Genomic DNA, 20,033 nt, shown 5'->3' with positions numbered 1-20,033 from the left:
CGATAGTCTATGCTAAAAGTTATGCACTCTGCCGCCCATCCACCTACTCCCAATTCCCAATGGGAGGATTTAAATAAACTCGGTACTCCAAATTCTGTTCAGTGGGATAATATCAAAACTCAATTAGATTTAGTGTTGTTAGCACTAGAAACCTTAACAGGAAGTGGTTCAGAGGCAATGCTCTCAGCCGCAACCAGTCTCAACCTAGAATCCAGAGTGCCAGATCGCGTGGCGTTATGGCGACTACGTCAGTCTAATCCTCTCAGAAAAGGGCAAGGAGGGCGGAAAAAACTAGATGTAGAAGAAGCACAATCATTGGTTCTGATAATTTGTTACTTGGCAAAACAACACCAAGAATTAATTCGTCGTGCTGTGACTCTTTTAGAGCAGATGGCGGAAAACCAACAGGAACCCCATCATGCAGCTTTACTAGGAGACTATATTGATGCTTTCTGTAACACCTATGAAGAACGCATGGAGGAGAACAACAAAATCTCCACAGATGAATTGAGTAATTTAGCACTCAAACTGTTGATTGATTTGCTTTTTTACAGTAGTCCCAATGGATACCGTCGTCTTTGGCTAGCACTCATAGATCGTTCCACAAAAATGGAGATTTGAGATGTGGAATTGGAGATTGTCAACACACAATCCCAAATCCACAGGCGCTTAGTAGCTTCTATTTAATTAACCGTCAATCCAAAATTTCCTATTTATCTCTTTTGTACTTTCTGCCATGGCTCTATCAAATTCTGTCATTCGTCGGTACACACCCCCAACCTGTACCCTAGAAGTATTGGCAAAAAATTTGCCTTTATCTCGTTGGATGGGTAAATCAGTCCTCAAACAAATTCGCTTTGAGCTATGCTTCGACGATCCGCGACAAGCAGAAACACCAAAGCAAATTATTCGTGGCGATCGCGAGCAACTTGAAGCTTTGTGTACAACGGTGACAAATTATGTACAGGAATGCCTACAACAATCACCAGAAAACTTTTGGGTCAATGCCTGTGGCGGTAAAGATACTTCCCTAGAATTATCTTCAGATTCAGAAGATGGTGATATCCAGCAAGTATCACAACAAAATAATCAGTTAACATTTTTAAATAGTCAGATAAAATCTGAAAACATACATTTAAAACCAAGCGACCATTTAACACATAATCTCTTTCTTGGTTCCTTAGCCAACCAGGCATCTAACCCTGTAATTAATCTCAGTGTATTGCAACTGTTTGATTTAGCAAACGCCTTAGATGAATATTCAGCTGATGTCATGGCGTTACCAAATCTCCATGCAAAAAAATCAGTTTTAAACTTCCCTAAATGGGCACCGGTGGCTGCTGTAGTGGCAATAGCAGCAGGTTTAACTCCCTTGACATTGCAGTACGCTCGTAATCAACAAAAAATCCAGACAGCGGAAAAAAAACCTGCTACTGAAACAGAAGATAAAACAGCCTTATTAACAACTCCTTCAATTAATTTTTCTACTAGTCCAAATCCAGGACTCAGCCCTTCTGATAACTTACTACTGCCAGGAATCAGCTCTATTAACCCCCCGGGTTCTAATTCAGTTATACCTAAAACATCGGCACAACCATTACCTACTTCCACGTCGGCTGTCAAAGTACCAACAGCTCCTCAACTTGGTACTAACTTACCACCCCAAGGACAAGTTGCAACAAAACCACCAGGGAATAGCAGCAAAATTGACAGTAAACCTGGTGGTATAACTACAATTCCATCTACCCAATCATCGGTTGCTATTCAACCAAATACAACCAAAAATAAAGCAAAATTACCTGCTCAAAGTAACACACCTAATTTAAATACCAGTAGAAGCAAACCTTTAAGTGATATATTCGGCAGTAGTAACAGTAGTCAATTAAAGAAACCTGTAATTCCACCAAATACAATTCCGTCAGCACCAGGAATAAATTCTGTTGCGAAAAAACCTCCAGCTATCACAGGTAAAAATAATTCAAGTTCAGTAGTTGCGAGATTGCGTCAAAGTCGTAATCAACCACCGAAAAAAGTTGCTACTGGTACATTATTTGATACAGTTCAAATAGCAGAAGCACGTAATTATTTTAAAAAGCGTTGGCAGCCACCAAGTAGCTTGAAAACTGCCCTTGAATATAGCTTAATGGTTGCTGCTGATGGAAAAATTGAGCGCATTGAGCCCTTAAATAAAGCTGCCAGAGATTATGTAGATCGTTCGGGAATACCTTTGATTGGTGAAGCTTTTGTTTCTCCTAATAAAAATGGTAAATCAATCCGAATTAGAACTGTTCTTCGCCCTGATGGTAGTGTACAAACATTGCCAGAAGGTGAATAATTAATCAACATTTAATCAATAAGCTTGAGATACAAAAAATTGTCGTTCTTTAGATTTTATAGAGGGCGGCAATTTTACAGTTACCTCATTATTATTCCAGAAAAGTGATAAAAGAGGATTAAAGTCTTAAATCATTGACTGATAAGGCTTATAAACTTTACGTACTACTGACAATTGACAAATCGATTAGTGAATTTAATGTTACTTTTTTAACTATTTTCCTACTGTTCTAATAAAGTAACCAGCTCAGAAATCGCATAGAAATCAATCAATTCCTCTCCCAATACTTCCAATTTTTTGTAAAATTCGCTGGGCTGTTTGCAAAAATGTCACAGAATCCGCACGAATGGATTCTAAACTTAATTCTGCTTTCAGTACCTTAACTGTTGTCTATTCTTCTGCAAGTAACGAATTGACAAACTCTGTAGGGTATTTTTCCGCTAATACCTTGCAAACATGATCAAAACTCAGCAATTACACCCCGTTTCACACCACAATTATCATTACAATTTCAGACAATATGCCAATTTTCTAACTGGTCTGCATATTGCCGATAACGTTAATTTGTTGAAATTGAAGTCTTGACAAATTTTTGGGTTAACTGTCTCATTTTGAATCAGCGACTATTTTGAGTCCAGTTCCTAAACTGGTAATAATATTACACTCAGTCACAATTAAAATCAATAGGATTATTAGTAATACCATTTTGGATTTTAGATTTTAAATTTTAGACAATGAAGCAATGTCTGGATAAAATTTTCCAGCTTTCACTTGTTTACCAACGGATAGTTTATTTTCCAATTGGTATGAAGAATTCAAGAACAAAGGGTTTGGGGATTCAGGGGAAGGGATTTTTCATCATGTTTTCTGCCTTGTCCCCTCTGTCTTTCTTGATAAATTTAGTCTTTTAAATTACTCTTTTCAAGGGTTAGGATTATGCAACAATTAAATCCTCAAAAAGATAGTTTTGCTTGGATTGTACAAACATGGGCAGCTTTTATCTTTGCTATTTCCATAACTACTATCGGAATCATGAATTTACCCGTGGATAATTGGGTTAAAGGCTTTATGGGTATGGGTTTGGCTTTTTCTGTAGGTTCAACCTTTACCTTAGCTAAAACCACACGAGACTTGCACGAAACTAAAAAACTTAATGCTAGAATTGATGAGGCCAAGGTAGAAAAATTACTGGCACAACACGATTCTCTGCAATAAGAAAGTTGCTTATTCTCATAAAAAAAAGACTGAGTATACCCAGTCTTTTTTTGTATAAATAACTTAGTGAGCAATTATTGTGACTGGCGACGCTTCATTTTCTGCTTATTACGTCGTCTCTGGGAAGATGCAACAGCAGCCTCCACTGGGAAACCAGCCACAGGAACTACTTGATATTTACGTTCCTCTTCCAACTTTTTCAGCTCAGTGTAATCTACCCAATGGATACAGTCTACAGGACAAGTGTCTATCGCTTCTTGGATTACCTCTTCGGGATCCCTGTCTTGACTCACTACCCGCGATCGCCCATAATCAGGCTCAATGTAAAAAGTATTACGGGCAACATGGGCACAATGCTTACAACCAATACAGGTAATTTCATCAACATAAACACCTGTTTGGCGTAACATACCTCCTAATTCTGGTTCCAGCCCAGAGCGTTGGGGAGTATCCCGTAAATAGCCGCCTAATTCTGGCTCAAAACCGGAGCGATTATCTTCTGATTCCTGAGGCGACATAAAATCAGCCATCACTAACTCCAGCGTTGTACTACTAAGCGAATTGAACCATCTGCATTTTCTTGTTGCTCAGCAACTTGAAATCCAATTTTCTCAGTTTCTTTGAGAACAGTACGATAAGCATAACGCTGAGTAATTTTACGTAAGAAGCCTTCCACTGTCAAATCTTGCTGCCAATATTGCAAATCAGCAACTAGCTCGTACTCCTTACCATTCCATTTAAAGCCTAAGTCATAACCATTATCTTGCTCAATGGCTAGTTCTGCCGCATGGGTTTGACCCCGATAACCGCGCACCTCACTAGCTCCTGGTTTCCACTCTATACCTAGATCACTCAGTGCTGACTGCAAAGATTCTAGGTTACGGATTTGAGTTTTGATTTGACTAAAGTGTGACATGGTAGTTGTTAATAAATAAATCTCAAGTTAATTTGATCAAGTTACCAATCGCTGTAAGCAGCTTGGCTGTTGCCGTTAACGATGCCAGACTGTTCTTGTACCTGAGAGGCAAAATATTCAGAGGTAGGTTGCTGATTGACAACTACACCTAATTGCTCTTCTATAGCTGCTGTAACCTCAGCGCAAGAATTTCCGACTACGCCTGTCACTTTCTCTTGTACACGACCATCTGGATAGATAATAAATTCCAATGTTTCCATGCTTCTGGCAAACCACAATACAACGCTTGGACTAGACCTATGTGAAAAGTAAGCTAACTTTAATAGCCAAGGGAAAATTTTTTCAATAACATTGACAAGTACAAAATTGCTATTTGTTAACCAATGTTCCACTAATCAAAATATATATCTCAGAATGTTTACAAAAATTATTATTTTTGGAAGTGAATACATCTACCATATGTAAGTTTCCCTTAACCTGATTAATTAGTCAAGCTGAAAAAATTATGTTCCCAAAAGCTACAAAAATCCTGATAAATGGGCATCAGGGATAGTATATGCCAGGAAATTAAGTTACAAAAATATGCAAATTATTGAAAATATTTATCATTATGCTTGATAAAACTTGAACTCAGTTATGTGCTGATTTGAAAATCGGGAGTGGAGAATCGGGAATCTGGAAGAGGTATTTTCATCATTGGTGGTGAAAAATTTTTTATCGGGACTACCTTGAGAACCAATAATTCCTTGGTGTTACAAGCCTCCGGATTTATTAGATGGGATCAATCCAAAATCGTCATGGTTTGCCCCTCTACAATAGAAATTGGTGTATGCCTCTGGTGAGATAGGATAATGATAGTCACAGAAAAACTCGAGCGACTCAAAGCATTGTTTGCCGAAATGCAACAGGCTTTAATTGCTTATTCTGGTGGTGTTGATAGTACTTTGGTAGCCAAGATAGCCTATGATGTATTAGGCGATCGCGCTTTAGCGGTAACTGCTGTTTCTCCATCCCTATTACCAGAAGAATTGTCAGATGCAAAAAATCAAGCAGCAATCATTGGGATTCGTCATCAAGTAGTGGAAACCCAAGAAATGGAGAATCCCAACTACACATCTAACCCCGTTAATCGCTGCTATTTTTGTAAAAGTGAACTCCATGACACTCTCAAACCCCTAGGAATAAGTCTGGGTTATCCCTACGTAATAGATGGGGTAAACGCCGATGATTTACATGATTATCGTCCAGGAATTCAAGCAGCAAAAGAAAGGGGTGCGCGTTCTCCGTTAGCAGAAGTGGGGGTTACCAAAGCCGAAGTTCGTCAACTATCACAAACACTAGGTTTACCTTGGTGGGATAAACCAGCACAGCCTTGTCTTAGTTCTCGTTTTCCTTATGGAGAGGAAATCACTGTTAATAAATTACAACGTGTCGGTAGAGCGGAAATTTATCTGCGTAAATTAGGTTGGCAAAATTTACGGGTGCGTTCTGAGGGAGATACAGCACGCATAGAATTACCACCGGAAAAAATCACAGATTTTGTTTTAACCACCGATTTACCAACAGTAGTTAAAGTGTTCCAAGAATTTGGATTTATTTATGTGACATTAGATTTAGAAGGTTATCGCAGTGGTAAATTAAATCAGGTTTTGACTAATGCAGCTGTTAGCAACCCCTCCTGAAGACTTTTTATACTAATATTTATACTTAATTTCTTGGCTCAATATTTGGGTTGATTAAATCAATCTGTTGAATATAATCAGCGTTTTACAACTTTTAGCTAAAACGCTAATTTCTCTATAATCATAGAGATCAGGGCTATTTTTTGTATATGTATAGCACTACCAAAGCATGTTAGGACATTTTTGAATGCTGAAACTTATGAACAGTGAACTTATTACTTATTACTTGCGCGTAGCGCTATATCTCTGATTGTTAGCCAAGAGGTTAAGTGGACTGACAAATATTTATTAGTAATTACAATGACCAAAAAATAGACTGGATACAAGCCCCCCGTAGTCGCTCATGGGGGAAACCAACGCCAGTCGTCTACAACGCTGGCTCTTCAAGACTGCACTGCTCTACAGATTTATCTGTGGAGAGTCAAAAATTTTTTCTGAGTTTCAAGCCCCTCGATTTATCGATGAGGTAACTGATAAATGAGAACTGATAACTGAAATGACATATCTGACATCAACTAGTGAAATTAACAGCTTAGTGAATGAATATGCCAAAGCTGATATTCTGTGGATTGATACGGAAGTGGCTGACTATAATACCCGTTATCCCAGATTATCACTAATTCAAATATTAGACGACCCTAAGGATATGAGCGGTAAAAATATATATCTTCTAGATGTATTAGATCAGCCATCTGTAATTGATAATTTTATTGACAAAATCATGTTAAATCCTGAAATAAAAAAAGTATTTCATAATGCCAGTTATGATATTAAACTATTGGGAAAAAGTCAGGCAGAAAATATTACTTGCACTATGGAAATGGCAAAAAAAATACCTTATTATTTACTACCATTACCTAATTATAAATTAAAAACATTGGCAACAGCATTATGTAAATTCCAAGATATAGATAAACAACCACAAACAAGTGATTGGGGTCAAAGACCCCTAAGTGAAGAACAAATCGAGTATGCTTATTTAGATTGTATCTATCTTGCCCAAGTATATCTGGGCTTGTTAGACTTAGAAAGTCAAATTTCACCAGCTCCAGCTATGGAAGATTTAGCTGCACTGGAAGAAAGATGTATACATCTGGAACATGAGTGTAAGCTTTTAAATTCAGAATTAGAGCATTTACAAACACGAATGAAACAAGTAATGCAGTTTCATCAACTGTCAGAAACATCACATTTTAAATTAACTAGTTATGACCGTACTACTGTTAAAGTGGATTTTGTTGAATTGGCAAAATTAGTTAACAATCAAAATATGAATTTGGATTTCCCCATCACTCTTACACAGAAATTACGAAAAAATTTAGGTAAAAATATAGATTCTATAACCACAGAGAAATCAATTAATACTGCTTGGAGACTGACCATTAAAAATCAGGATAACAATTCTGAGTGAGTAATTAAATGTCCGTGATGAAATTAATGTTACCAGCAGAAAATGTAGTTTTTTTAACTTCACTTATGATTTTTTATCTTGAGACACTATAGATTGTTTATTTCATTGCTATGAGTATGATTAATGGCGAACTATTTTTGACTAATTTGAAAAAATAACATTTTTTTTGAAAACGACTGTGATTCCAATTTTCAAAATGATTGGGACAGATGGAAATTTAAAAGATCTATGTAGTAAATTTTTCACAATCCAAAATCTAAAATGGTATGAACTAATATAATCGAGTTACTATTTGGAAAATAGTATTATAAATTCTGACATTATAATGATGATTATATATAATTGTGAGTAATCAAGATAGTAATATAAAAGGGTAGTTCGTGATACTTTTTGAACGAACAAATATTTGAGTGTTATTGCTCTTGATAATTTAGCAAAAACTAGTAATTGAATATCACAAAGTATATTTATTTTATCTAAATTATGAGACTACAGTTAATAGATAAAAAGTCGACTAGTGTAGGCAAAGCGTTAATTTTTATGGCGCTAACTACATTTTTTTTGACTACAACTGTTGCTTGTAGTCAGAATAAGGATGTCTTAATCACAGAAATTGGAGTTAATCCTCCTAGACGTCCACCATCTCAACCATCAAAAGCTGGAGATTTTTATATACAAGGTCAATATAAGCATTTAAGGGGAGATGCACAAGGAGCAATAGCTGACTACACCAAAGCAATTAACCTAAATCCTAACTTTGGTGCTGCTTATAACAGTCGAGGTTTAGTGTATTTTGATACTGGTGATCGAGAAAAAGCGATCGCTGACTATAATCAAGCTATTGGTATTAATGCTAATGATGCTGAGGCTTATAATAATCGTGGTAATGCTCGTGCAGCTCAAGGGGATCGTAACGGAGCTATCCAGGATTATAACGAAGCTATTCGTATCAATCCTAGATATGCTCAAGCTTACAATAATCGCGGTAATGCCCGTGCATCTGGAGGAGATCGCAAAGGAGCCATCCTGGATTACAATCAAGCCATTGCTCTAAATCCTAGGTATGCTGTTGCCTATAATAATCGTGGTAATGCCCACTATGGTCAGGGGGATTATCAAAATGCGATCTCTGATTATAATCAAGCTATTCGTATTAATCCTAACTTTGCTGCTGCGTATAATAACAGGGGCAATTCCTACGCGGCTCAAGGTAATAAACAAAAAGCGATCGCAGATTTACAAAGAGCAGCCAGTTTTTTTCAACAACAAAATAACCAAGCTTTGTATCAAAAAGTAATGGACAATATTAAAGAGTTGGGACAATAAATAATTGGTTAAATACTCAGGGTTTAGCTAGTAATTTTTGCTTGCTCAATAGACTTTATTTAACTAATAGCAAAAGTATGCGATCGCATTCCACACCTAGCTGTCAAAAACTTGATAGAATACGCCAGTATCCCATAATCACACGAATTCTATTGCAAGTAGACCCAATAACGGCTGTAATTTCTCCCTCAATCACCTCCTGACTCTGATTTGTACAAAAAGCGTTGGCAAATATCTTCATAGAAGTGAGAATTATTCCAGTAACCTTGATGTGCTGGATTTCCCCATTTAGCTTTATATTCCATTAAAACATTATCTATATTTTGGTAGTAGTCTAAGTGACCACTAATTGGGTCATTTTGATGGTAATAGTTAACCCAATGTAAATGTTCAAAATGACTTTGTATAGGATTTTTGCGGAAATATCTGGTGCTAGATAATTCTTCGGGTCGGACTCGGAAAGATGTTAGGTGTTCTAAAATAGCAGAACGAATATACTGTTCTTTTTTTCTCGCTTCTCGGAAGAAAAAGGCAATTTTGTCTAAAGGTGAACCAAATGTTATTAAACCAGTAATCTTATTGATCGCTAAATGTTCGTTTTGCTCCGATGATAAATTAAGTTCTAAATTCAACTGGTTGAGTGTATCATATGCAATACAGCTACCTAATGAATGTCCTACTAATATTACTCGATCATAATCAGCTTGCTGATCTTGGATAATAGATTTGAGTAATGTCAAAGATTCTGTTAATATTTGTTGACGAATTGCGTAATGTGTAGATTTAGTATGTGTTGTTGCATAGATAGCCAGATCACCCACATAATTAACCAAAGCAGGAGTTACTATTTGTTTACTCTGCTTCCATGCCGATTGTAGAAAGTTACCTGAGAGAAAGGGACTAGATAAGAATAAAAATAACCAGAGTACTAAGCGTAACAGTGGGTATATAAAATTAAATAAACGCAGAAATATAACTAGTGTTCGTAAACGGTATTTAAATATTTTTTTTGATGTTTGTTGTTGTAAAAGATCTGCTAATAAATCTTTGTTGTGAGGTTGATTATAAAATTTAATTGTTCCTTTTAGTGTTTCCTCTAACCATTGGATAACTTTAGATAAAGTAATTTTATTTTCTGTTTGATATGCCCAATAATATTCATGGATGTCGATTATCCAGTCTTCTTCAGAATCGGGTGAACTTAGTTGAATAAAGCTATCTACCTGAGAAAAATCGTATATTCTACGCTGAGTAATCATATGCTCTAATTGGACATTTATATTTTTTTGCTGAAAATATTTAATCCAGTTACGCCCAAAATAATCCAGGGTTTCCAAGAGTTTTTGCTCACCAATCCCATGAATAATTATGAATGCAGTCCGACCTTGAGGTGTTTTATGAAGAATAGGCTCATCATTCATTTGATCAAAATTTATAGTAATGATTTATAAAATATACATTTAAATACCAACATTAGCAGCATAATTTTCATCTTTTTATCATTTAAATTGGGAAATCAAGGTACATTCAAAAGCTAAAGCAAAAATGTTTAAGTCCTCTCAATTCAATAAAGTCATTCTACAACTTCCTGAGGCTTATTCCTAACATCTTTATTTTCTCAGTGATTTACCCAATATTTGGGTTCATTCCAGAGAGTCAAGCAGAAGTCAAGTACACCATGAATAAATAAATGACATTTTTAATCTCTTTTTAGTATAATTTTTATGCTTGTATCACTGATTAAAGATATAGCAATATACGTCAAAAAGATTACGTCGGCAAAAACATCAGAACAATAGCTAATGACTAAAAAATGGTTTAGTTTTGGTATCGTAACTATATTTATTCTGTCACTATTTCTGAGATTGTGGGGATTAGATCGATTTAATACCCTAGTTTTTGATGAAGTATACTATGCTAAATTTAGTAATAATTATCTTACCAATATTCCTTTCTTTGATGGTCATCCACCGTTAGCTAAGTATATTATTGCTATTGGTATTTGGTTGGGTACTCATTTACCTTTTTTTCCAGTAAATGCAGTTAATGGGTTATCTGGTTCCTTACTATCACCATGGCATTACCGTTGGTTAAATGCATTTACAGGGGCATTTATTCCCTTAATTATTGCTGCGATCGCTTATCAATTGATAAATCGTCGTAGCTTTTCTTTCCTAGCAGGTTTATTCGCTGCTTGTGATGGTATATTTTTAGTCGAATCTCGCTATGCATTAATTAATCAATATATTATAATTTTTGGTTTATTAGCACAGCTATTATTATTATTAGCATTAGGGAATGCAGGCATAACCAGAAAATTATTACTCTGTTTTTCTGGAATTAGTTTTGGGGCAGCAGTATCTTGTAAATGGAATGGTTTATCATTTTTATTAGGTATTTATTTAATATGGCTATTTGCTTGGGGATGGCAGTGTGTAATTAATAATCAAGAAAAAATAAATGCAACTTCCGATTCTCCTAGAGATAGTTATATAGTCGAATTAAATCGGTATAAATATTCATTTATCTTATCTAAATTAACCCAACTAAATATTTTCCAGATGATATTTTACTTAGGCATTATTCCATTAATTACCTATAGTATTATTTGGATTCCTCACTTAAAATTAGATGTAAGATATAATTTTATAGAAGTACACCAGCAAATTTTACAATTTCATAAAAGTTTAGGTGGTAATACTACTGATATCCACCCTTACTGTGCTGCTTGGTATACTTGGCCATTGATGATGCGTCCCATTGCATATTACTATCAAACAGCATCCAGCTTTCAAGATCCATTACCTGTATTGGGACCACAATTACCTTCTGGAAAGGGTCAGGTAATTTATGATGTCCATGCTATGGGTAATCCTTTTTTATGGTGGTTTGGTCTAGCTGCTCTCTTATTTTTATTAATCCTATTTACCCGACAATTTGCTATTCCTATAATTAGGAATAAGAATACACCCATAGCTACCTCTTTAACAATAGATATTTGGATCAGTCTATTTTTGTTATGTAACTATGGAGCTAATTTACTACCTTGGATAGTAGTACATCGCTGCATTTTCATTTACCATTATATGACATCCCTGGTGTTTGCATTTTTAGCGATCACTTGGTTAGTAGACAAATGTTTAGCTAGTTATCAATTAGTACTTCGCGCTAGTGGTGTAACCATTATCTTCATAATTTTAATCGCTTTTATTTTTTGGATGCCCATTTATTTAGGTTTACCTCTTTCTCCAACAGCTTATCAAATGCGGATGTGGTTTAGTTCTTGGATTTGAGCAAAGAGTAATTTCAGGTATTCAGTCAAGGAAAATTTAGAATTTAGAGTGAAGAATTGAGAATTATCACTAATTCATGACAAAATATTAAATTAATTTAAGGCATATATTGATTATGCAGAATTAACTATATTTATGTGTTAACAAAATTGAACAATAATAAATCCAACCTTGCCAAAACTTGGGACTCTCGAACTTGTAATTTTTACAAATCAAATTGAGATTGTCATAACAAATCAATTTAATCAGTATGCAGTGGTTACTCTCATCCGTCCCAGAAGCTACAAATCGCTGATAACAGAAAAAATGCTAATAATTACCTAATTATCCGCAAATTATTTGATAAAAATTCACATAAATACATATAAACAAATTAAATATTAACTTATTTTTCACAGTTATTTATCGATATTTCCCATTACAACTTGTTAGACTGAGGACGCAAGAAGTGATGGTATTTTTGTGTGACAGCTAATCAGAAGCTACAGGACGCGATTTTAACCCGTCGTGCAGCATCTTTTTAAAATCCCCTCGCCTTCAGGTAGGGGAGCAGTCAACTATAACTTTAAATATGTTAGGTACTAGAAAATTGTTGAGGATTGCTATGTCGCTGTGCTTGATATTCAACAATAGGAACAGCTGACTCCTAGCGATCCGAGAAAAATTTAGGAGGATCGTAATGAAAATGAACTCAGAATTACGCATGAGCGATCATTTGGCTAGCCTAAGGGAAACACCAATTCATATTTCCGGTCAAATTCAACCTCATGGTATTATTCTAGTCTTAGAAGAACCAGAACTAAAGATATTACAAGTAAGTAGTAATATTAGCTCTCTATTTGGAATTTATCCAGCAGATTTGTTAATGACAAATCTGGAAGAATTACTAGACCCATTCCAAATTAGCCAAATTAAAGCTGGATTATTAGAAGAAAATCTGGATTTTATCAATCCTACAAAAATTTGGGCAAGAACAAAAGGAGATGATTACGTAGTCTTTGATGGAATATTTCATCGGAATGGGGAAGGATTTTTAATTTTAGAACTAGAACCAGCTATTGCCCAAGAGAATATTCCATTTTTAAGTTTCTATCATTTGGCGAGAGCATCAATCAATCATATAGAAACCACTGCCAATTTGAGAGATTACTGTCAAATTATTGTTCGGGAAGTGAGAAAAGTAACCGGATTTGACCGGGTAATGCTGTATAAATTTCATGAAGATGGTCATGGTTCGGTAATTGCAGAAGATAAGCTAGAAAATTTAGAACCCTACCTTGGTCTGCATTATCCAGAATCAGATATTCCCAAGCCTGCTAGACAATTATTTGTTGAGAACTTGATCAGATTAATCCCTGATACTAATGCAGAACCAATCGAAATTATCCCTCTGAAAAATCCTCTGAATCAAAAATCTTTAGATTTAACGAAATCAATTCTTAGGAGTGCTTATAGCTGCCATATTGAATATTTACATAATATGGGTGTAGGTGCATCCTTAACAATTTCCTTGATTAAAGAAGGAAAGTTATGGGGACTGATTGCTTGTCATCACCAAACCCCTAAATATGTTTCCTACGAATTGCGAAAAGCTTGTGAATTCTTGGGAAGAGTCATATTTACAGAAATTTCTGACAAGGAAGAAACAGAAGATTATGGTTATCAGATGCAGTTAAAGGATATTCAATCGAGATTGGTTGAATATATGTCTCAGTCAGACAGTTTTATTGATGGCTTAGTTAAAGAAAAGCCCAATATTTTAGATTTAACTAGCGCCCAAGGAGCAGCTATATTTTTTGGTGGACAATATACATTAATTGGTCAAACCCCTGAGGAAGAAGACTTAAATTTTTTGGTACAATGGCTGCAAAAAAATGTCAACGAAGAAATTTTTTATACAGATTCTCTACCACAATTTTATCCAGATGCGGAAAGATATAAAAATGTTTCCAGTGGTTTATTAGCTATCCCCATTTCCAAGCGCAATTATGTCTTGTGGTTTAGACCAGAAGTCATTCAAACAGTTAATTGGGGGGGAGATCCAAACAATGCATTTGAGGTAAATAAATCACAGGGTAATTTACGTTTGTGTCCTCGTAAATCCTTTGAATTGTGGAAACAAACTGTTAGTTGTACCTCTTTAAAATGGCAACATGTAGAAATTAAAGCAGCACTAGAATTACGCAAAGCAATTGTGAATATTGTATTGCGACAAGCTGATGAATTAGCACAGTTAGCCCATGATTTAGAACGTTCTAATGCAGAATTGAAAAAGTTTGCTTACGTCGCTTCCCATGATTTGCAAGAACCACTAAACCAGGTGGCGAATTATGTACAATTATTGGAGATGCGCTATCAGAACGAACTTGATGAAGATGCCACTGAATTTATCAATTATGCTGTTGATGGAGTCAGCTTGATGCAGACTCTAATTGATGATGTGCTAGCCTATTCAAAAGTGGATATGCAAGCGATCGCATTCCAAGCTATAGAGGTAAAAGGTGCCTTAGATAGAGCCTTAAGTAACCTGCGCCAACGTATTCGTGAAAGTGAAGCAACTATCACCCATGATCAGCTACCAGTTGTCATGGCTGATGATACCCAATTAATGCAACTATTCCAAAATCTCATTGGTAATGCAATTAAATTCCGCAGTCACGAACCACCAAAAATTCATGTTGCTGCTTCTAGATTAGAAGATGAGTGGCTATTTTCCATTACAGATAATGGTATTGGTATCGATCCCCAATTTAGCGATCGCATTTTTGTTATTTTTCAACGCCTACATACCCGCGATGAATATCACGGTACTGGTATGGGTTTAGCCATTTGCAAAAAGATTGTTGAATGCCATAGAGGACGCATTTGGGTAGAATCGCAATTAGGTAAAGGCGCAACCTTTTACTTTACCATTCCCATTGGAGGACGCGAACGTGAACGCAGAAACGGACGCAATGTCCAAAACAATCTTTTTGGTAGAAGATAATAAGGCTGACATTCGTTTGATTAAAGAAGCTTTAAAACATAGTTCCATCCCACACCAGGTAGTCACTGTCAGGGATGGGATGGATGCTATGGCTTATTTACACCAAGAAGGTGAGTATGAAAATGCAATTAGACCAGATTTGATTCTTCTAGATTTAAACTTACCGAAGAAAGATGGTCGAGAGGTACTGGCTGAAATTAAAGCCGATCCCAAATTGAAGCGCATTCCTGTAGTAGTATTAACAACTTCCCACAATGAAGATGATATTTTTCACAGTTATGACTTACGGGTGAACTGCTACATCACTAAATCCCGTAACTTAAGTCAGTTATTTCAAATAGTCAAAGGGATTGAGGAATTTTGGCTATCTACGGTCACTTTACCATCCAAGTAAAGTAAAAAGAGAAAAAGCGCAAAAATAGAGGGAACAGGGACAATAAATCATCCTTGTCATCCCTTAACCCATCACTTTACCATCCAAGTAAAGTAAAAAGGAAGAAAAAGCATAAAAATAGAGGGGACAGGGAAAATAAACCATCCGTGTCATCCCTGAATCCATATTAATCCGTGATCAGAGGATATATGGCTGCGAATCCGGTAAAAATCTTGTTAATTGAGGATAATTTAGCAGAAGCTAGATTATTACAAGAATTTCTGAAGCAAGCCAAGTCTCATGAGTTTATTGTAGTTCATGCCCAACGCTTGGCAGCAGGTTTACAAAAATTGAGAACAGATCATTATGATGTCATTTTGTTGGACCTTACCTTACCAGATAGTCAAGGATTAGTATCCCTCCCACCTTTGATGAGCCAAGTTCCTAGTACTCCTATTGTGGTACTCACTAATTTGAATGATGATGAACTGGCTCTAGAAGCAGTGCGAGAGGGAGCACAAGATTATTTGGTGAAGCGACAAGTCAATGTCGCCATCTTAATCCGCTCCATTCGTTATGCGATTGAGCGTAAACAAGCTTTAGAAGCATTACGTCATGTCAATCAAACCCTCGAAAATCGGGTTGAGGAAAAAACAGCAGAACTAGTCAAAGCCAAAGAAATCAATCAGTTTAAATCTGAGTTTGTATCAATGCTTTCCCATGATATCCGTAATCCCCTAAATACTATTTTACTAGCTGCTGGATTATTACAAAATAGCGATCGCAAATTAACCCAAGAAAAAAAGCAAAACCATTTCCAGCTAATTCGTTCCGCCATTAAAAACATGGCTCACTTGTTGGATGAAGTCTCATTAATTGGTAAAGCTGATGCTGGTAAACTTGAGTGTGAATTGATTTGTCTAGATTTAACTGCATTCTGTAGTGAAATAGCCTCAAATGCCAAACTGCAAGCAGCTGAGGTGAAGGTGAATGTGGTTTTTTCTAGTCATGATGAAGATTTAGGAGGAATATTATGTGATGAAAGTTTGCTACGACATATTTTAGAAAATTTACTGGGTAATGCCATTAAGTATTCACCTCCAGGTGGAAAAGTCAGTTTTGAAATCAGCAAACAAGATCAAAAAATTATTTTTCAGATTCAAGATTGGGGAATCGGAATTCCAGAAGCAGAACAAAAAAAGTTATTTCAGCCATTCTATAGAGCAAGTAATATAGATAATATTCCCGGCACAGGTATGGGTTTAGCTATTGTCAAGAAATGTGTAGATGCACATAATGGAGAAATTTCAGTTAATAGTAAAGTTGGTTTAGGTACTACTGTGACAGTTCAGTTGCCATTGATAGATTATTGACAACTCTATAAAAAAAGATAACCTCAAATAAGTAATAAATAATAAATAATAAGTAATAAGTTTACTGCTCATAGGTTTGGTACTTAAACAATTTCCTAACGATTCGACTTAGCTCACCTTTAGCTCTGATCTAAGTCGAGGTACTAACCTAATTTTGTAGTGTGATAACTATAAATTTACTAATAGTTTAATTGCTGGTTAATAACAGCTTTATAGAATATATAAACTTGCAAAATTGATCTCAAATAGTAAACTAATGATAGCAATCAGGCTTAATTTGAATGATCTCAGTATAATTGCTGGTTAATTTGTGATTGTATTAGTAGCTAGTCAAGAAAGTTATGTTAAATTTGTAACTACATAGATTTTCAAAATTGATTAACCTACTTACTTGACACAAATGAGATGAGTAGTAAAATCTACTCAAGTAGTTGGATATATTAGGGTTAAAACATACTTGTTTGTGCTTATTTTTACAACTAGCCATACTAGTATTTAGTATCTATCGGATAGTTGATTTCCGAGTTAGTATTATGACTTAGTGATGTCTACATCTGGGCATCAATGTTGAATTTCTGAGATTTTATGGACAAAAGTCCACAAGGAGTTAGTAGTACGTTCCTCCTCTAAAACTGGCGAGCTTGTCTCCCAGTGAGGGGGAGATAATAGGAGGTTTTATGCTCGCACAGGATATTTGCAATTCAGTTCTTGACATTGCCGACTTAAACCAACTGAAGTGTAATTTAAACCATTTACAACCTTTTGATGTGGGGGAGTTCATTACCCACTTACCAAAAAAAAAGCGGGCAATAGCCTTTCGTCTGCTAAATAAAAATCAAGCAATTGATGTATTTGAATATCTACCTCCCCAGGTACAAGAAGAATTAATAAATTCCTTACATGATGTGCAAGTGGCACAAATTGTGGAGGAAATGAGTCCTGATGAACGAGCAGTACTGTTTGACGAGCTACCGGCAAAGGTAGTAAAAAGGCTATTACAGGAACTCAGTCCCGAACAAAGGCAAGCTACAGCGACAATATTGGGGTATCCAGAAGGCACAGCTGGACGGTTGATGACAACAGAATATGTGCGATTGAAAGAAGGTTTAACAGTAGGAGAAGCCTTAAGCAAAATCCGTTATCAGGATGAAGACAAGGAGACAATTTACTACGCATATGTGACTGATAACAACCGTAAATTAGTCAGCGTAGTTTCCCTGCGACAATTACTATTTACCTTCCCCGACGTATTGTTGCGGAATATCGCCAGCAGTCGGGTAATCAAAGTCAAAACGGAAACATCCCAAGAAGAAGCGGCTCAAGTCATGAAACGCTATGACTTGATTGCCTTGCCAGTAGCGGATCGAGAAGACAGATTAGTTGGTATTATTACCATTGACGATGTAGTGGATATCTTAGAGGAAGAAGCCACTGAAGATATTCAAAAACTAGCAGGTATTAGTGGTGATGAAGCAGCTTTAGCATCTCCCCAAGTCACCATTCGTAAACGACTACCTTGGTTATTGGGTAACATTTTGTTGTACATTACTGCTGCTAGTGCGATCGCACCTTTTCAGAAAGTGATCGCGGTGGTGCCAGTTTTAGCAATTATTATGCCAATTTTAGCTAACAGTAGTGGCAACGTAGCTTTTCAAGTTCTTTCTGTGACTGTACGGGGACTAGGGGTAGGAGAAGTCACACCGAAAGACACCATGAAACTATTACGGAAGGAGCTGACAGCCGGGTTAGGTACAGCAATCGGGTTAGGACTATCTCTCACCGCCCTATCAATGATGTGGTCTCCTCCTGATGAACGTTGGATATCTTTCGTTGCTGGTTTTGTTATGCTGATCAACGTATTGATTGCTGTTACCTTGGGAACTTTATTACCTATGGGTTTGAAGAAATTAAAGCTCGATCCAGCTTTGATTAGTGGCCCTTTAATGACCACAACCTTAGATGCAATCGGGTTTATGACTTTTTTGTCTATGATTTCTATGGCTTTGCAAATATTGAGGTAATTGTTGTAATAAGTAGGTCTTGAGCAGGGGTTAACAGAGGTTAAGTTTTAGGGGTTAGGGGTTAGGTGGAGCGGGATTGGGGAACCCCATAATTAAAATTAGAGGTTTCTAAGGGCGGATTCAGTATGCAGATCGCACTACGTGTCGTGGATTTATCTATCGGGAAAACTACGAAAAAAAGGTTGCAAGGCAATAAAAGTAAGATTAATTGAGTATACAATCGAAAATCCTGAAAAAACAGAATAATATGCGTATTTTCTCTGTTTCAGTAAGTAATATTAAAAATTAAAATATACATTGAGAATAATTTTTCTGTAGGGTTGTACAAAAATCAGCGTTATTCAAAAATCATCTATGGTGTCATGGCAGGTTTTTCAAGTAATAAACCTGATATTAATCCAAATGTTTAGTGAAGATAACATTAACATAATCATTAAATATTTAATACCTAATACTAAATCAAAAATATTATGTACGATCTGACTAGATTTACTCTTAGGGATATGTCAGAATGTGGTTTAGCTTTACGTCAAATTGCACAAAATGCTGATTGCATGGAAGATGCAAGCAATTTAATTGTTAAATATTTATACTCAAATTTAATTGATCAAAAAACTGGAGAAAAAAATAGTCTCCTTGTACGTTTTTTTAAAACCCATGCTTACGGAAAACTAACACCTGAATTACAAGAGTATGTGCGCGGGATATTAGATACAAGTACGGTTGCAGACAATTTAAAATGTTTAACTTTACTTGGTTCTGTGGGCGAACTCCTAGAATGGAACTCTCGTCATAAATCTGTAGGACACAAGGCAATACCACTTGCAACTGAAGATGTTATACATCGAATACCGATGATTTCTCAATTAATAAAGCAACTTGGATTAAATCCGGGAATATTATTACAATCTGACCCTAATTTATTAATTGATACTGAGCAGAGATTATATAACGTATTTTACGTTCCTAATGCTTTGGGTAGTCCTTATATTCCTTCTCAAGAATCATTTGTAATTCCCTTTGGAGTTAAGTCTGTAGTAGGGTTCGGAGGATTGTTGCCTTCAGGTGATATGTTTGTAATTCTGATGTTCTTGAGAGTGGT

15 protein-coding genes and 1 pseudogene are annotated in these 20,033 nt (G+C 35.9%); 12 read left to right on the top strand and 4 right to left on the bottom strand.

The genetic code is table 11. The annotated features are described in order from the left end of the window. Positions 1 to 9 precede the first annotated feature (9 nt). The 3 genes from CALSC_RS16095 to CALSC_RS16080 all read left to right on the top strand — a co-directional run bounded on the left by CALSC_RS16095 (position 10) and on the right by CALSC_RS16080 (position 3,550). Positions 10 to 621, top strand: a complete 612-nt coding sequence (locus tag CALSC_RS16095; RefSeq protein ID WP_088242326.1) for a DUF3038 domain-containing protein — start codon at positions 10 to 12, stop codon at positions 619 to 621. Between the two features lie 115 nt (positions 622 to 736). Further along, positions 737 to 2,335: a DUF4335 domain-containing protein gene (locus tag CALSC_RS16090; RefSeq protein ID WP_088242325.1), complete on the top strand. Its 1,599-nt coding sequence runs from the start codon at positions 737 to 739 to the stop codon at positions 2,333 to 2,335. A 936-nt stretch (positions 2,336 to 3,271) separates the two neighbouring features. Then, positions 3,272 to 3,550, top strand: a complete 279-nt coding sequence (locus CALSC_RS16080) for a YiaA/YiaB family inner membrane protein (protein ID WP_088242324.1) — start codon at positions 3,272 to 3,274, stop codon at positions 3,548 to 3,550. A 74-nt stretch (positions 3,551 to 3,624) separates the two neighbouring features. Here the strand turns inward: CALSC_RS16080 and CALSC_RS16075 are convergent, their stop codons facing one another. Genes CALSC_RS16075 through CALSC_RS16065 form a run of 3 tightly spaced genes read right to left on the bottom strand, consistent with a single transcriptional unit; the run spans position 3,625 to position 4,726 of the window. Beyond that, entirely contained in the window at positions 3,625 to 4,080 is a 456-nt protein-coding gene (locus CALSC_RS16075; RefSeq protein ID WP_088242323.1) for a ferredoxin, read from the bottom strand. Between the two features lie 2 nt (positions 4,081 to 4,082). Beyond that, a complete protein-coding gene (locus tag CALSC_RS16070) occupies positions 4,083 to 4,466 on the bottom strand; it encodes a DUF1257 domain-containing protein (protein WP_088242322.1) in 384 nt (127 codons plus the stop codon). A 41-nt stretch (positions 4,467 to 4,507) separates the two neighbouring features. Next, on the bottom strand, positions 4,508 to 4,726 hold the full coding sequence (locus CALSC_RS16065; protein WP_088242332.1) for a DUF2997 domain-containing protein: 219 nt from the start codon (positions 4,724 to 4,726) through the stop codon (positions 4,508 to 4,510). A gap of 591 nt (positions 4,727 to 5,317) precedes the next feature. Between CALSC_RS16065 and larE the strand changes: the two genes are divergently transcribed. The 3 genes from larE (at position 5,318) to CALSC_RS16045 (ending at position 8,885) form a co-directional block, all read left to right on the top strand. Beyond that, positions 5,318 to 6,148 carry an ATP-dependent sacrificial sulfur transferase LarE gene (larE, locus tag CALSC_RS16055; RefSeq protein WP_088242320.1) on the top strand — a complete coding sequence of 277 codons (831 nt, stop codon included), beginning with the start codon at positions 5,318 to 5,320 and terminating at the stop codon, positions 6,146 to 6,148. Between the two features lie 496 nt (positions 6,149 to 6,644). After that, positions 6,645 to 7,559 (top strand): ribonuclease D, encoded by a 915-nt coding sequence (locus CALSC_RS16050; RefSeq protein ID WP_088242319.1) that lies wholly within the window; start codon positions 6,645 to 6,647, stop codon positions 7,557 to 7,559. A 483-nt stretch (positions 7,560 to 8,042) separates the two neighbouring features. Next, on the top strand, positions 8,043 to 8,885 hold the full coding sequence (locus CALSC_RS16045) for a tetratricopeptide repeat protein (protein ID WP_088242318.1): 843 nt from the start codon (positions 8,043 to 8,045) through the stop codon (positions 8,883 to 8,885). 188 nt (positions 8,886 to 9,073) lie between these two features. Here CALSC_RS16045 and CALSC_RS16040 read toward each other — a convergent pair whose 3' ends face one another. Further along, positions 9,074 to 10,306: a hypothetical protein gene (locus tag CALSC_RS16040; RefSeq protein ID WP_088242317.1), complete on the bottom strand. Its 1,233-nt coding sequence runs from the start codon at positions 10,304 to 10,306 to the stop codon at positions 9,074 to 9,076. 381 nt (positions 10,307 to 10,687) lie between these two features. On the opposite strand from CALSC_RS16040, the gene CALSC_RS16035 reads away from it, so the two are divergent. From CALSC_RS16035 to CALSC_RS16010, 6 genes and pseudogenes are all read left to right on the top strand, one after another. Continuing rightward, a complete protein-coding gene (locus CALSC_RS16035) occupies positions 10,688 to 12,178 on the top strand; it encodes a dolichyl-phosphate-mannose--protein mannosyltransferase (RefSeq protein ID WP_088242316.1) in 1,491 nt (496 codons plus the stop codon). 679 nt (positions 12,179 to 12,857) lie between these two features. After that, positions 12,858 to 15,164 carry a sensor histidine kinase gene (locus CALSC_RS16030; RefSeq protein ID WP_088242315.1) on the top strand — a complete coding sequence of 769 codons (2,307 nt, stop codon included), beginning with the start codon at positions 12,858 to 12,860 and terminating at the stop codon, positions 15,162 to 15,164. Beyond that, positions 15,133 to 15,558: a response regulator gene (locus CALSC_RS16025; RefSeq protein ID WP_088242314.1), complete on the top strand. Its 426-nt coding sequence runs from the start codon at positions 15,133 to 15,135 to the stop codon at positions 15,556 to 15,558. The genes CALSC_RS16030 and CALSC_RS16025 overlap by 32 nt, the downstream gene beginning before the upstream one ends. Before the next feature lie 188 nt (positions 15,559 to 15,746). Then, on the top strand, positions 15,747 to 16,910 hold the full coding sequence (locus CALSC_RS16020; RefSeq protein WP_088242313.1) for a hybrid sensor histidine kinase/response regulator: 1,164 nt from the start codon (positions 15,747 to 15,749) through the stop codon (positions 16,908 to 16,910). A 677-nt stretch (positions 16,911 to 17,587) separates the two neighbouring features. After that, positions 17,588 to 18,931, top strand: coding sequence for a magnesium transporter (gene mgtE, locus CALSC_RS16015; protein WP_088242312.1), 1,344 nt, complete (start codon positions 17,588 to 17,590; stop codon positions 18,929 to 18,931). Positions 18,932 to 19,401: 470 nt separating this feature from the next. Further along, positions 19,402 to 20,033 (top strand): annotated as a pseudogene (locus CALSC_RS16010) (sensor histidine kinase); the annotation flags it as partial.

It is taken from the genome of Calothrix rhizosoleniae SC01, from assembly GCF_900185595.1.
Lineage (GTDB): Bacteria > Cyanobacteriota > Cyanobacteriia > Cyanobacteriales > Nostocaceae > Calothrix_A > Calothrix_A rhizosoleniae.
The sequence above is the reverse complement of the archived record's forward strand: the minus strand, read 5'-3'. Positions and strand labels throughout refer to the sequence as shown.